Annotated in this window: 11 protein-coding genes and 1 riboswitch; of the genes, 5 read left to right on the forward strand and 6 right to left on the reverse strand. The window is 53.0% G+C overall.

The window, feature by feature from the left end; translation table 11 throughout:
• Positions 1–5: 5 nt before the first annotated feature.
• From CVU77_05520 to CVU77_05545, 6 genes are all read right to left on the reverse strand, one after another.
• Entirely contained in the window at positions 6–2,564 is a 2,559-nt protein-coding gene (locus tag CVU77_05520) for a hypothetical protein (GenBank protein ID PKN01409.1), read from the reverse strand.
• 172 nt (positions 2,565–2,736) lie between these two features.
• Positions 2,737–3,768, reverse strand: coding sequence for a bifunctional oligoribonuclease/PAP phosphatase NrnA (locus CVU77_05525; GenBank protein PKN01396.1), 1,032 nt, complete (start codon positions 3,766–3,768; stop codon positions 2,737–2,739).
• A 65-nt stretch (positions 3,769–3,833) separates the two neighbouring features.
• On the reverse strand, positions 3,834–4,181 hold the full coding sequence (gene rbfA / locus CVU77_05530; GenBank protein PKN01397.1) for a ribosome-binding factor A: 348 nt from the start codon (positions 4,179–4,181) through the stop codon (positions 3,834–3,836).
• Positions 4,182–4,282: 101 nt separating this feature from the next.
• The gene (locus tag CVU77_05535) at positions 4,283–6,571 is read right to left on the reverse strand and encodes a translation initiation factor IF-2 (protein PKN01398.1); all 2,289 of its coding nucleotides are present in this window, start codon (positions 6,569–6,571) and stop codon (positions 4,283–4,285) included.
• 88 nt (positions 6,572–6,659) lie between these two features.
• On the reverse strand, positions 6,660–8,093 hold the full coding sequence (nusA, locus tag CVU77_05540; protein ID PKN01399.1) for a transcription termination/antitermination protein NusA: 1,434 nt from the start codon (positions 8,091–8,093) through the stop codon (positions 6,660–6,662).
• Positions 8,094–8,238: 145 nt separating this feature from the next.
• Positions 8,239–8,769, reverse strand: coding sequence for a ribosome maturation factor RimP (locus CVU77_05545; GenBank protein ID PKN01400.1), 531 nt, complete (start codon positions 8,767–8,769; stop codon positions 8,239–8,241).
• A 184-nt stretch (positions 8,770–8,953) separates the two neighbouring features.
• Here CVU77_05545 and CVU77_05550 point away from each other — a divergent pair, with 184 nt between their 5' ends.
• The 5 genes from CVU77_05550 to CVU77_05570 all read left to right on the forward strand — a co-directional run bounded on the left by CVU77_05550 (position 8,954) and on the right by CVU77_05570 (position 14,758).
• Positions 8,954–9,670: an ADP-ribose pyrophosphatase gene (locus CVU77_05550; GenBank protein ID PKN01401.1), complete on the forward strand. Its 717-nt coding sequence runs from the start codon at positions 8,954–8,956 to the stop codon at positions 9,668–9,670.
• A 36-nt stretch (positions 9,671–9,706) separates the two neighbouring features.
• Positions 9,707–9,864: riboswitch (cyclic di-GMP riboswitch) on the forward strand.
• Positions 9,865–9,875: 11 nt separating this feature from the next.
• Positions 9,876–10,358, forward strand: a complete 483-nt coding sequence (locus tag CVU77_05555) for a hypothetical protein (GenBank protein ID PKN01402.1) — start codon at positions 9,876–9,878, stop codon at positions 10,356–10,358.
• A 359-nt stretch (positions 10,359–10,717) separates the two neighbouring features.
• A complete protein-coding gene (locus CVU77_05560) occupies positions 10,718–10,954 on the forward strand; it encodes a hypothetical protein (GenBank protein PKN01403.1) in 237 nt (78 codons plus the stop codon).
• Positions 10,945–11,607, forward strand: coding sequence for a hypothetical protein (locus tag CVU77_05565; protein PKN01404.1), 663 nt, complete (start codon positions 10,945–10,947; stop codon positions 11,605–11,607). Before CVU77_05560 ends, CVU77_05565 begins: the two co-directional genes overlap by 10 nt.
• Positions 11,558–14,758: a hypothetical protein gene (locus tag CVU77_05570; protein PKN01405.1), complete on the forward strand. Its 3,201-nt coding sequence runs from the start codon at positions 11,558–11,560 to the stop codon at positions 14,756–14,758. Before CVU77_05565 ends, CVU77_05570 begins: the two co-directional genes overlap by 50 nt.
• Positions 14,759–14,910: the final 152 nt, after the last annotated feature.

The raw sequence follows: 14,910 nt of genomic DNA on the forward strand, positions 1-14,910 counted from the left end.
GGGAGTTACCAGTCAAAATTTACGTCGGACAGAGTTACGCCGGGCGTTACCGCGATGTTTGACGCCGTGCGAGTGCTTACAAAAACGGTGAGTCCGGAAACAGTCGGATAGAACGCCGCCATGTTGTAGAGCGTAGAGCCGCCGCGGACTTCCAGGGCGTAAGTGCCGTTTTCATAACTATTGGTCATATAATAAATCTGCGGCATATTCGGAACTATGACCGGCGGAGCGCTTGCGGATATTGACGATGTCGACGCGAATATCATTACGCCCGTCGAAATCGGATGTCCGTCGGAGCGCACATTGCCGGCAATCCTGCCGAATGCGTCGGTCACGGTGAAAGTTCCCACGAATAAGCTCTCGCCCAGCGATATATTTGCGGTTATCTCGTCGGGATCCGATGTTTCCTTGGCGTCAAGCTCCGGTTTTATCGTGCGCGTTCCCGTCGAAATATTCAATATGCTGAACCTTCCGTTCTGCGCCGACATCCCCACGCCCAGCACCGCGCCGCTCTCGTTGGCTGCCGTTACGGATATGCCGGGAAGCGGATTTATGCCGTCTCTGGTAATCCATCCGTCGACGCTTCCTCCCTGTGAAAGAACAAAATCAACTCCCGAAGTGACTGCTCCCAGCGTAACCGCGACGTTGTCCCTGGTCTGGCTCACGTAGTAGGAATTGTCCATATTGGGATTTGCTTCGACCGTATACGTTTCCGGCGTCACCGCCGCGATGTATCTTCCGGTAGTCGGATTGGCGGTGACTTCCGTCGACCCGATTCTTATTTTAATGGGCGACGGCGCGGATATCGGCGCGTTCAGCGCGTTGGTCACCTTGCCCGATACGTAGCCGGCAAGGAGTTCCTGATTTATAAAAGCCGAATGGAAGTCGGCCGACGGCCATGACGGCACGGTATCGGCCGACGGAACATTGACTACCTGTCCGTCGGACGTTATGGTTACGGAAGATAACGAACACGACAGTGTGCCCGAAGTAATCAAAATTATGTGTTGCCCCGTAGCGACCGAAGTGAGCGTGAACTCGGCCGCCGGCGGCGAACCGGTTTGCGAGGCCGTCACAGAGTACGACAATCCGTCGTTGGCGCTGACGGCGGCGCCTATGGCGGGCTTTCCCGCTACGACTGTCGCGGAATCGGATGAGTTTTTCGGCGGATACGACAAGGGCTTATATCCGATGAAGTCGTCGGAGTTATTGTGGGAGTCGTAGCATCGCGCGAACGTTCCGACGATGCCGCCCGTCGATGTTTTTCTGACGAACTGCTCGCCGCGCTCAAGTCCCAGTGATGGTTGTGGTATGCCGTTGCCTTCGCGGATGGGAGCGACTTTATTCCCGCCAGCGTCCACCCCGCGGTTCCAGCCGGCGCGGTCTATCCACTCGCCGTCGGAAATGCGGTATATCCCGACACCGCCGCCTGCGTAGGTCGGGCCGCTGTCTTCTTTGCATTTTATCACGTTCGGGTAGTCGTCCGTGGCCGTGTTCCAGACGGCGTCGGCGTTGCGAGCGATGCCGCCGATGATTATCGTGGTCGTGTTGGCGGCCAGATAATAACTTTGAGGCGGTATCGCAAGGGTGACATAATCCAGATTGATTGTCGTCGGCGGGTCGCTGTCGTCGTCTCCCGTGGATTTGTATTTGAGGCCGAAGACGCCCGAGTTTGCGCCGGTAGCCATTACCCACGCCGATGTCGTGGGATTGAATAATTCGACATACTCCTGGTCGAATACTGTGCTTGCGTTGAGAGTGCTTCCGACCACCTGCGATATTACCGGCCCGTTGTTGAGCCAGGCGTAACCGCGCGCCGTTCCCGACGCCATAGCCACCAATGCGAAGTTCTCCTCGGCTATTTCATTTTCTCCCAGGGTAATCTTGCGGCTTTGCGGAAAATATCCTCTGGCTTCGGCGTACAAAGTGTGCGTGCCATCGAAGCATTTTATCAGATAACTGCCGTCGGACGCGCTTGCCGAGCGCCATGCAATGTTCTCGGCGATAAAAATGTTGGCGCCCTCAATGGGCTGAGCCGACGAATATTTTTTCACCGTTCCGGCCACGCCTGCGCTCAGTTTGATTGTGTCGGGATTTGCTATCACACTTTTTATCTGCAACAGTTTCTTTTCGTTGCGTTGCGTCCAAACCACGCTTACCGTCACGGCTTTCATTCCCGTGTCCGGAGTGGAGCCGAAATATTTCAGTACGTTCCCGACTTCGGCGGCCATTTGAACATACGTGAGACGTTCGTACATCACTCCGCCTTCAAGAATCGCTTCCGGCGGATAGTACGCGGTGTCGTAGGCAACTGTGGTGGACAGGTCTGTCCTGTAGCTGGGCGACGGCGTCACCATAAGGCGGTTGTAAGAAATTTGACGGAGTATCTGGATTTTTTCCTGGGCGAGATTGGTGGCAAGGGTGCGGTTTTTAGTCGATTGTATGGCGTTTGTGATGGTATTAAAGGTGGACACGGCGGCAAGGAAAGCTATGGAAATGATTGAAACGGCCACCATAACTTCCACAAGGGTGAAACCCGCGCGGCTTTTTAGCCGCGTCGACACCATATATCCGCGATTTTGTGTTTTCATGTTAATCGGTACGCGATGCCGTTTTAATGAAAAACGAGATTGGGATATGATAGTATCCTAATCCCGGCCTCTAATAATCTCGACCTCTCTACTGATAGCACAAAACTCCGCCGGTTTCAAGTTATTTTTGTCGATGAGCCCAAAATCACTTTTTAATAAGCGGAGCCGTCGCCCTTGCGACGATAGCGGTCGCTTCGGCTATTGATATGGATCTTTTCCCGCCGCTTGCGCAGGATGTCGAGTTGAAAGAGAATCCGGCGGCGTGCTTATGTCCGCCTCCGCCATAACCGGTGACTATCGGCGTGAGGTCGATTTTTTTTGAGCGCATACTCACTTTAATGACGCCTTTGGCGGCGGGTTTTGCCTTAGCCGCGCCGACATCGGGGACTTCACGGATAAACGCCGCAACCTCGGAATCCCTGAGCATAATCGGAAAATTGACGAATCCTTCGGTGTCGCGCCACGTCGCGCCCGTCTCACGGAAGTCGCGGGCGTTTATGGTTATGACGGCCAGGCGGCCGTCCAAATAAGTTTTTGTCGACGAAAGCGCACGGCTCAGAAGTTTGATTTCGGCCATGGACTTATTGGCAAAAACTTCGGAACTCACTTTTGCGGGGTCGGCCCCGTTTCGCATTAACTCCGCCGCGGCTTCCAAGGTCTCCGGAGTGGTATTTTGCTGCACGAATCTGCCTGTATCCGTCAACATTCCGGTATAGAGACATTCGGCTATTTTTTTTGTGATGGGAGCGCCCATTTTTTTAAGAAGACGCAATATCATAAGGCACGTAGCGCTGGAATCGGGCTCTATCCAGTTGATGTCGCCGAACGACGCGCTCACCAAATGATGGTCGATATTTATTATCGTTCGTGCCTGGCGTGGCGATATGAGATTACCCATTCTGGCCAGATCCGAACATTCAAGAATCACGGCGGCGTCGTACTTTGTCGACGGCGGCACGGCTCCGCGTTTTATCAGAGAACTACCCGGAAGGAATTTGAGATATTCGGGCAGCGGTTCCTTGGTGAATACGGACACTTTTTTTTTCATCGCGCCGAGAGCGTGGGCAAGAGCCAGCGCCGATCCCGCCGTGTCGCCGTCGGGACGCTCGTGGCCCGCTATAAAAATCGAGCGGGAACGTTTGAGGACATCGGCAATTTGTGCGATTGTGCGTTTCATAACGGGAGTGGTTAGTGGATAGTGGTTAGAAAAAACTCTTTTTCGCTTCTACTCGCCACTAACCACTACTCACTGCTTTTCTCGCGTTCAATTTTATCGAAAATTTCAAAAACCTTCGCCGCCCTCTCGGGCGTGGCGTCGTACTCGAAAGATAATCTGGGAAAATTCCGCGTGTGCAGAACTTTGGAAATATGTTTTGAAAAGAAACCCACCGACTGACCCAGAACGGACAACGCGGCCGCGGCGTCTTTTTCGTTGAGAACCGAGAAATAAACTTTGGCGTTTTTTATGTCGGGGCTTACAGTTACGTCGGTTATGGTTATAATGGCCTTTGATGTCTTTTTAAGTTTGAATACCAGGGAAGATATCTGTTGTTGCAAGAGTTTTGCCACTCTGTCGGTTCTGCGGGACATAGTTAAGTGAATAGTGAATAGTGGTTAGTGATTAGTGATTAGTGCAGGCGGCAGGTGTTTTTGTTTTTTACTATCCACTATCCACTCGCCACTAACCACTTTTATAAAAGCCGTTTTACTTTCTCGACCGTATACACTTCTATAATATCGTTTTCTTTGATGTCTTTGAAGTTCTCAAGCGTTATGCCGCACTCAAATCCCTTTTCCACCGACGACACATCGTCTTTTACGCGCCGAAGGGACGATATTTTTCCGTCGTAAACTATGGCGCCGTCACGCAGTATGCGGGCTTTGGCGCCGCGCAGCGCCTTGCCTTCGGAAACGTAACATCCGGCTACCGCGCCGACCTTGGTAATTTCGAATTTTTTTCTGACCTGAGCGCGTCCTGCCACCGTTTCCTGAAGTTTGGGATCCAGCAGGCCCTCGAGGGCTTTTTTAATATCGTCAAAAAGTTCGTAGACGATTCTGTAAGTTCTTATTTCCACTCCGAACATGTCGGCCATCGCCTGATTGGCGGCGTCCGCTTTCACGTTGAAGCATATTATGGCCGCGCCCGTGGTTTTGGCAAGGTTTACGTCGGACTCGCTGACGGGGCCTACGCCGGCGTGGACTATTACTATGGTGAATTCCGGATGTTCTATGCGCTCGATGTGGTCTCTGACCGCCTCAAGCGATCCGGCCACGTCGGCTTTTAATATCAGCCGAAGAATTTTATCGTCTTTTTTGTCGAGGTCGCTTAAACCCCACATCGCGCGGGCGGAAGATTTGCGAGCCGCTTCCTTCATCGAAAGCTTTATGCGCTCGACCGTCTCCCTGGCTTCTCTTTCGTTTTTTATCGCGTAAAATCTGTCGCCCGGCGACGGCAATTCCGAGGCGCCCAGCACCAGCACGGGCGTAGACGGCCCCGCGGCGTCCACCTTCGCGCCTGACTCGTCGAACATTGCCCGCACTTTGCCGACCACACTGCCGGCTACGAAGACGTCTCCGGCTCTAAGCGTGCCGTTTCTTACCATAAGCGTTACGCTGAGTCCCTTGCGCGGGTCGAGACGGGACTCTATGACCGCTCCCGACGCGGGCGCATTGGGGTCGCTCTTTAGTTCCATCATCTCCGACTGAAGGTGTATTGCGTCTAAGAGTTTGTCTATGTTTATCTTGTTCCTGGCCGATATCTCGACCATAAGGATATCGCCGCCCCAGTCCTCGGGGGCGAGATTATGCTGATTTAATTCCGATTTGATTTTATCGGGGTTGGCTCCCGCCACGTCGATCTTATTTATGGCTACGATGATAGGCACTCCGGCCGCTCGAGCGTGGTTAATGGCTTCTACGGTCTGCGGCATAACACCGTCGGCCGCCGATACAACCAGCACCACGATGTCCGTAACTTTTGAACCGCGCGCCCTCAGAGAAGTAAACGCTTCGTGACCCGGTGTGTCCAAAAAGGCCACATCGCCTTTGGGCGTCTTCACGCGGTAGGCGCCTATGTGCTGCGTTATGCCGCCGTGTTCGCCTCCGGCCACATCTTCGTGCCTTATGGCGTCAAGCAATGTCGTCTTTCCGTGGTCGACGTGACCCATTACCGTGACTATCGGAGCCCTTGGAGTGTCGCCGGTAATTTTTTCTTCGACATCCGGCATTTCGCCGACGGCCTTGAACTTTATTTCGCAATTATAATCCCCGGCGACTAACTCTGAAAGTGTTTTATCTATGCGCTGGTTGATGGTGACAATTTGGCCCAACGTGAAGGCCTTCTTTATTATGTCAAGGGGGCTCACGCCTATCTTCTGCGCTATACCCTTTACGGTCTCAAATTCGTTGATGGCAATCGCGCGCTTAGGCGCGGGCGGAGCGGCCGGCGTCGCCGGCACAACTTGCGGAGCGGGGATTGACGGAATTTCGGCGGATTTTTCTTTTTCCGGCTCGACGGCTTTTGCGGCGGGCGTTTTTTCCGGCGCGATAATTTCCGGCGCGGCTTTGGCGGGATGCTCTGCGGCTTTGGCGACGGCTGCGTCCCGGGGTTTTACTGCCGCGGGTTTAGCGGCTGCTGCCGGTTGAACGCTTGTCGGCTTTGCGTCCGCGGGAATCTTTGCGGTTTCCGCCTTGTGAACTTCCTTGACGGCCGAGGTCTTTCTTGATTTTTTGACGACGGGCGTGGCGGCTGCGACCGCCGGCTGCTCTTGGGCTGCCGGCTTGAAAGCGCTCGCCGCCGCCGCTTTTGCGCGCGATGGCTTTTTCGCCGCGGGCGCCTTGTCTGTTGTTTTGGCCGCGCGGACGGTCTTGGTCTTGGGAGCGCTCTTGGGCGCGACCAATGGTTTTGCCCCCGCCGTTTTCTTGACGGCTTTACTCTTGGAATCTTCTTCGCCCGCAGTTTTTGTTTTTTTTGTCGTCATAATTGTGCGCCTCGTGCGGTCGTTCCACGCGCTTGTGCGCTTTTTGCGGAACGACCTGAGTTATTTTGTACGATTTAGTACCCGCCGATTATTCTTCCGCGTCGGTTTTCTTTTCTCCGGCCGGTTCGGTTATTGCTTCTTCGGCTGCGGAACCTTTGCCGAGGTTGTCGCCGGATACTTCGGTTTTAGATTGAGCCGGTTCGGCTTTCACCTTGGTTTTTGATACTTTTTTGGATGCCGGTATATCTGTCGTCGCGTCTTCGGGCGATTGTATGGACAATTTGGCCGCGGCTATTATTTTCTCCGCGGTTTTAGGGCCGATACCCTGCAATGTGGTCAAATCGTCCACGCTCGCATCGGCTATTTTTTGAATACTGGCGAAGCCCGCTTTGGCAAGAACCTCCGAGGTTTTTTCGCCTATACCTTTTATTTGAGAGACGACGGCTACTTTATCGTGCGCTTTTTCCTCGTCACGCAGTTTTTTTGTGGCTTCCGACGTGACAACGAGGTTCCATCCGCTTATTTTCGAGGCCAAACGCACGTTATGTCCCGTGCGGCCTATCGCCAAAGACAGCACAGCGTCGGGGACTATGACTTCCACGGTCTTGTCCTCGACGGACCTGACCGAAAGCTGAATGTTTTTCGCGGGGCTCATCGCCTCTTCTATAAGTTTGAAAGCGTCCCTGCTGTTGTGTATCAGATCGATTTTTTCGCCGTTGAGTTCCTCTATTATCGGGCGGATTCTGGCTCCGCGCACGCCTATGCAGGCGCCTACGGCGTCCACCCTGGGATTTTTGGAATCGACTATCATTTTTGTGCGCATTCCGGGCTCGCGCTCTATGCGGACGATTTCGACTATCTTCTCGTAAATTTCCGGTATTTCAAGTTCAAATAATTTCTGAACAAACAGCGGGTCGCGGCGGGAAAGTACTATCTGCGCCCCCTTGGGCGTTTCCTCAATTCTGACCAGCACCGCGCGTATGTGTTTTCCGACGGAAAAACGCTCGCCGGGTATTTGCTCTTCCGGCGGTAGCACGGCCTCCGTCTTGCCTATGTCGAGTATTATGGAGCGATTGGAGAACTTAAATACGTTCCCGCTTAAAATCTCGCCTATACGCTTGGAATAATCGCTTATTATGGCCTCTTTTTCTTTTTCTTTTATCTTCTGAACTATAACCTGTCTGGCCGTCTGGGCCGCAATGCGCGAGAACTCGTTTACGTCAAGAGGAATACGTATTTCCGTGCCCGCGGCCGCCTTCGGGTCGATGGCTTGTGCGTCGTTGACGCTCATTTCCAGCAGCGGTTTCTCGACGGCATCGGCGACCATTTTCACCACACAAGCCGTCATTGCTCCGGTTTCGGGGTCTATGTGCGCTTCGGCGTTAATATCTTTGCCGTGCTGTTTTCTGTAGGCCGAGACGATGGCCGTCTCGATGAGGTTGAGTATCTCCTCTTTCTTTATGCCCTTCTCGCGCTCCATCTGTTCCATTATCGCTATCAGTTCGCTTTTTTGGGTTGACATAATTTCTCCGATATTTTAAGTAAGGCGAAAAGCGCCGAAAAACCGTGAATGGCCGAATTGTGAAGAGTGAAGCGTGAATGGTTAAGAGTAATTCACCCTTTACGATTTACACTTCAAGATTTGCACTTCACGTCCTTTACTATTTTTACATCTCCGGTTCCAATCTGGCTCTGGCTATCGACTTTAAGGGGAAAACGGCCGTTGCGCCGTCCTCGAATTTAAGTTTGACGGAACCGTTTTCAAATCCCGCTATTTCTCCGACGAAGCGCCTTTGCGAATCAACGGGAGCGTAAAGAGTAATCTCGGCCCGCTTGCCCGTAAAACGCTTAAAATCTTTCTCTTTTTTCAGCGCGCGTTGAATGCCCGGCGAAGAAATTTCCAGGCAATAGGCGCCCGTCAGTTCGCCGGCAAAATCTTTCTCCATCGCGTCCGAAACCGCCCCGCTCACCCTCTGGCAATCGTCGAGAGTAACGCCCGGACATCCTTCGGCGGCGTCGATAAAAATTCTTAATACCCATCTGCCGCCTTCCGAAAGATACTGAAGGTCGACAATCTCAAATCCCGCCTTATCCACAACGGGCGACAGCAGCGTTTCCAGACGTTCGGCTTTTGACATGATTTTAAGATGTGGGTTGCAAAAAAAAAGCGGTGAGCGGCTCGTAAACAAGCGGCTCATCGCCACTATCACTTCACGCCGGTATTGTACAAAAAATGCCGACGGAAGTCAAATGAATAAAACAGTGGCCAGTGGCGAGTGGTTAGTGGCGAGCAAAATCAAAAAGTTTTTCTAACCACTAACCACTCGCCACCCGCGTCCGCCATTTGCCGGTCGGGGGAATTAAATATGGTATAATCTCCCGATGAAATACACTGAAAAACTTCACCGTCGCCGTCGCATATACACAGGCAAAAGCGTAAACTTTTCCGCCGATGTCGCCCGCCTTCCCGACGGCAAAACTTCCGTCCGCGAATATCTGGAACATCCCGGAGCCGTGGCCGTCCTGCCTCTTATGCCCGGCGGGCGACAGGCAGTTTTCGTAAGGCAGTACCGCTATCCTGTCGGCAAAGAAACCCTCGAGATTCCCGCCGGTAAACTGTCCGCCAAAGAAAATCCGCTCGCTTGCGCGAAAAGGGAACTTGAGGAAGAGACCGGCATGCGGGCCGGATCGATAAAAAAACTTTTTTCGTACTGGCCTTCGGCGGCTTTCAGCACGGAGGTCATACACGTTTACGTCGCCACGCGCCTTGCGCGGGGCAGTTTTAATCCGGATTCGGACGAATTTATCGAGCCGGTTATCGTCGATATAGACGAAGCGATCTGTATGGTGCGCAGGGGGCTCATCAGAGATTCCAAAACGGCCCTCGCGCTGTTGTATTACGAAACTTTTATCCGAACGCGCGCGAATCGCGGGCAAATCGTTAAGCCGGGCAAGCTCGGCAATTATATGGAGCACCGGAAGATTCTTGTAGTCGCCGACCTTGGTCGGCTCACAGCAAAAAAAGCCGAGCAAGCTCGGCAACTACAGTGCTTATGCGCGCGAGTGAGACAAAAGTCACAAAAAAAACTCTTGACTTAAAAACAATAATTTGCTATATAGTGACTGCGATATAAGTACCCGAAACGGCAAACCCCGGGAAACCGGGGGACGCAAAGCCGTCAGGCGGCATAAGCAATTTATAAATTGTCGCCGCTTGGCGTCCCGATTTTACGTCGGGACACGGGCCTAAATTCCGCCGTTGTTTGGCGGGACACGGCGGCCGGGTTGCCGAAGGTATAAAACGATGACATTGCGTTTAGCGCTGGCACTTTTATTGTTTACCGGATCGTATATGGCCGCAACACCGGCCGATGCGCGTCCGGTTTATTTATTTTCGGGGGTTACGGATTCCTCGTTTTACGAGGATTTGGACGTACGCGACTCCCGCAACAGAGTTTTGAGCGACGCGAAGTCGGTGTTGATGCTGCGCGAGACCTTCGCGGTTTCGCTTTACCAGATTCTTATGGTCAGGGGCGCTCCGCTTGCCGCTATGGTTAAGGGCGTTGTGGGACGCAATTTCCCGGACTGTTCGTCGATCGGCGTTCCTGCGCGGAAGTTTATAACCGGCGCCAAGTCGCCGGCAGCCATCATCGCCGAGCGGCTTGAAAAAATCGCGATACAATCCTCCGCCGCATTTCTTTCGGTCGTAATGGCCGGCGGCGTTTTCATTTTTGCGGCTAAACGGCCCCCCGTTTCGGTCCGCTCCTTTGAAGTCCTGCGTTGTTGATTTATCCCTCCATCCGCAAATGTGCGGACGGGTTCAGACCTGTTCGTACGCAATCGAATTAAAATCGCTTTTTATTAACTGATGTAGTTGCCGGTCGCCACGCTTGTCATTGCGAATCAAGTGCTTGCACTTGATGAAGCAATCTCTGCCGAACGTGAGATTGCTTCCCCGCCAGGGCGGGGCAGGCAGTCAGTCGCTGCGATCTTTCCTCGCAATGACAACACGAAGTTTGATTGTGACCCGTGTTATCCATGCGCGCGCGTGCGCGTATATACAACGCGGGAACTTACAAGCCGCGGTTGCACTGAACGCAGAGCGACAGGCCGAGACCTGAACCTGCTTCGACCCGGAGAGCGAATATGATATACCCGGTCGTCGTAAAAAAAATAGCGGACCAAAAATACGTGGCTTACTGCCTCATAACGGATTCCATCTTCGCTTCGGCTCCGACTATGCGTTTGGCGCTGGAGGACGTAAGCGGCCAGTTCGCCTCGCGCGTGCACGACAAGGAAGCGCTCATAGACGTAATAGTTATGGCCGATAACACCGCTGATCGCGCCGAGGCGGCGGGGTTTGATACGGGAAAATGGGCATGAAAATTAACAGCCGGAGTTTGATTATCGCGCTATTGGCTTCGGTGACGCCGCTTTTCGGGATGTCGGCCGCCGTGGTAAATGTGGGCGCCGAAATATCGGCGTTAAAAGGCGGCAAGACCGACAGAAAGATAGAGGCCGCCCGCCGTCTGGGAAAATCCGGCGATGCTTCCGCCGCGGCGGCTTTGACGGGCGAATTGTCGTCCCAAAAAGATATGCGCGTTCGCGCCGGGATCGTCGAGGCGTTGGGGAATCTCAGGCACAAAGGCGCCTTGGACGAATTAAAAAATGTTTTGAGGTCGAACGACCATATCGTCGTCAAGTCGGCCGCCGTAATAGCCATGGGATCGGTGGGGACGAAAGATGCGGTGGCGGAATTGAGGTCGGTGTCCTCATCGGGTCAATTTGATATTGCGCTGCGGCTCGACGCTATGGAGGCGCTGTCGCGCATTCCCGGCGATGATTCTTTCGCCGCGCTTGAGGCGGCCGCGGGAGACAAACATCCGGCGGTGCGTCGGGCGGCGGCGAGTTTTTTGTGGCAGAGTTTTTATTCCGGGCAAAAGGAGCGCGTGACGGGAGTTCTCATGGCGTTGTCATCCGACAAGGATGCGCAAGTCGCCGCGGCCGCGCGGAAAATGCTGGAACTCGGACAATAGGGCAACGATGAAAAACACAGGCGCAGGCAAAACTATCCCGATTTTATTCTTTATGAGCGGCGCCGCCGGCCTCGTTTATGAGATACTCTGCGTTCGCGCGCTGTCTCTGGTTTTCGGCTCGACACATATGGCGGTTTCTACGGTGCTGGCCGCGTTTATGTTCGGGTTGGCTCTGGGCAGCCGGTACTTCGGATGGCTGGTCGGCAGGCACGAAAAATCTCCGGATTCCGGATACCCTGTCAAACTGTACGGATACCTGGCGCTCGGCTGCGGAATTTATTTTCTGGTTACTCCTGAGATTTTCCGCTTGATAGAGACGGTGGCAGTGTCGGTTTCATCCGGTTATATGAAAGACGGGATATTGGGCGCGAATGTGTACCGTGTTCCGTCGTGGTCGTTCGCGACTGTTTTTGCGGCCGCGTTCTTGGCAATGGCGATTCCGACTTTTCTTATAGGGGGAATGCTTCCGATACTGGCGTCCGGGTTGAACAGGGGCATTGCCAATGGCGGCGGCGTTGCGCGGGATAATGTCGGAATGACAGGTTTCCTTTATAGTATAAATACGTGGGGCGCCGTTTTCGGTACGGCTATGGCGGGGTATTTTCTTATAAATCTTGCGGGCGTAAGAGGAACGTTTTACGTGGCCGCCGTCATCAATTTTGTCGTGGCCGCCGCGGCGCTGCTTGTGGCCGGAAAGCGACCCGCCTTGCCGGCCTTGCGGGTTTCATCGGTTGGCGAAGGCGTTGAAGCCGACGATGCTTCGTGGCTGATTTTGCCGGCAATAGCCCTATCCGGCGCGACGGCCCTGGCCTACGAAGTTTTGTGGACACGCGCGCTATCGATGATTCTGGGTTCGTCCACATACGCTTTCACGACTATGCTTTGCGCTTTTCTGAGCGGGATTGCGCTGGGCAGTTGGATATACGGCAGGGTGTCCGGGATTTCCAAATGGCCTTTCGGAGTATCCACGGCTTCATTCGGATTGATTCAGGGCGCGATAGGCGTTTTTGTTTTGGCGCTGGTTCCGGTGTTCGGAATTCTTCCGCTCATATTCGTCACGATGTTCCGCATCGTGGGCGGCAGTTTCGCCGGAACGCAATTGATACAGTTTGCGGTGGCATTTATCGCCATGCTGGCGCCCACAACGCTTTTCGGCGCGACTTTGCCGCTGGCCGCGGATATATATCGCCGCGCCCGTCCGCGCCCGGCCGTCGCCGGAGTTATTCGCGGGGTCGGCGCCACCGTGGGCGGGGTTTACGCGGCAAATACCGTCGGAGCCATCGCGGGGGCTTTGGCCGCCGGATTTGCCTTGATTCCGTGGCTGGGCATCGAGCGGGCCATCATTTCCGTTGCCGTCGTCAATGTGGCTCTGGCGATATTTCTGATATCGGTTTCCGCCAAAGAAAAGAAATTTTTTCGGTATGCTTCGGTCGTGTTTCTTGTATTTTTCACGGTGTCCTACGTTTCGGCCGTTCCGCAATGGAACCGCAACGTGATAGGTTCCGGCGTATATTCATACGCCCCTATGCTTGAGAAGATAATGGATTTATCGCCGGGTAAAAAAATAAGGTCTCTGGTCGATTATCTCAACGAAAGAGAAATTCTTTTTTACAAAGACGGCAGTCATTTCGCGTTAAGCGTATTTAGGACGATAAACGGCGAACTTGCGCTTGCCATCGACGGGAAAATCGACGCTTCGGACTCGTATTTGGATATGCCGTCGCAGTTATTGGCGGCGCACCTGCCGATGATACTTCACAAAAAGCCGTCGCGTTCTCTTGTTATAGGGCTGGCCAGCGGAATTACGCTGGGCGCGGTTCTCAAATATCCTGTCGCGGAGGTCGATTGCGTTGAAATAGAGCCGCAAATGATAAAGGCGAGCGGTTGTTTCGACGGTATCAACGGCAAGCCGCTGGAAGATTCCCGGGTAAAGGTCATTATAGACGACGCCAGAAGATATTTGTCTGCAAACAGAAAAACGCCCGGAAAGTACGATGTTATAATCTCGCAGCCATCCAACCCATGGATGACAGGCGTGGCGCCTCTCTTTACCAAAGAGTTTATGGAGATAGGAAAAGACAATCTGGCCGACGATGGAATTATGTGTATGTGGTTTCATTCTTACGGCGTGGACAGGGATATACTTTTAAGTATTTTCAGGACTTTCAGTTCGGTTTTTCCGGGCGCGTCCTGCTGGCGCGCCGGCGGCAATAACATACTTTTGATAGGGTCATTGCGCCGGACACCCATAGATTTTGCCGGAATAGAAAGAGCGTTCGCGCTTTTTGCGGATGATATGAGGACTTCGGGCATCGACAGTCCCGCGGGTTTTCTGGGCAAGTTCGGATTTTATCTTTCCGATATAGAATATAATACGGCCGGAGTAAAACCGAATACCGATAATACGCCGCTCGTTGAGTTCAGGTCGCCTAAGTTCGTGCATAGGTATGATATCGCCGCCCAAAACGAAAAATTTGTGTCCGGGAACGGAGTTTCGGCGCTGCCGTATTTGTCGTCGAAACCTTCGCGGCGACTCTCAGAGCAACTCTTTGAGGCGTACAAGGCGTCGGGAATGTTCAGACAGGCCAAGGAGACGCTCGCTATTATTTTAAGAGAGAATCCTGACGATAAAAAACTTTTAAATCAACTCGCTTACATTTATTTGTCGGAGGGCGATTCCACAAACGCCGAGGATTTGCTTTTGCGGCTTTACGCCAAAGATCCGAATTATTTGCCTGTTCTGGGGAATCTCAGCCAACTCTATCTTAATAAGGGTATGTTTGAAAAATCGCTCAAATACGCCGAAGCCGCCGTGGCTGTAAATCCGTCGTCTTATGAGGCGCAGAATAATCTGGGGATGGTTTACCTCGGGATGAAATTATTCGGCAAAGCCGAGGGGCATTTGAAAAAAGCGGTTAAATTGAAGGCCGATTTCGTTCCGGCTTTATACAACCTTTCCTTGTATTATCTTTACGTGGAAAAAGATGTGACACGAACACGCGGCATCCTGGAGCGGATAATAAAATTGGAGCCGACTTTCGCCGAGCCGTATAGGTTGCTCAGCGATATTTACATAACATCCGGAAAGACGCAGGAAGCCATAAAGATGAGTTATCTGAATCGCAGATATACCGACAGACATAATTGGTAAAAATAATGGCGCGACTCGATAGAAAAATACTATCGGCGGAACAAAAGGCAGTGGCTCGTGGCTCGTGGCCCGAGGTCAGTGGCTCGCTTTCATCCGGTCGCCTGTCCGCTCTATTCTCTAAATTGAGAACCTTGCCCCGATTTTTAGGTGTC

Source organism: Elusimicrobia bacterium HGW-Elusimicrobia-1, assembly GCA_002841695.1.
Taxonomy (GTDB): Bacteria; Elusimicrobiota; Endomicrobiia; order PHAN01; family PHAN01; genus PHAN01.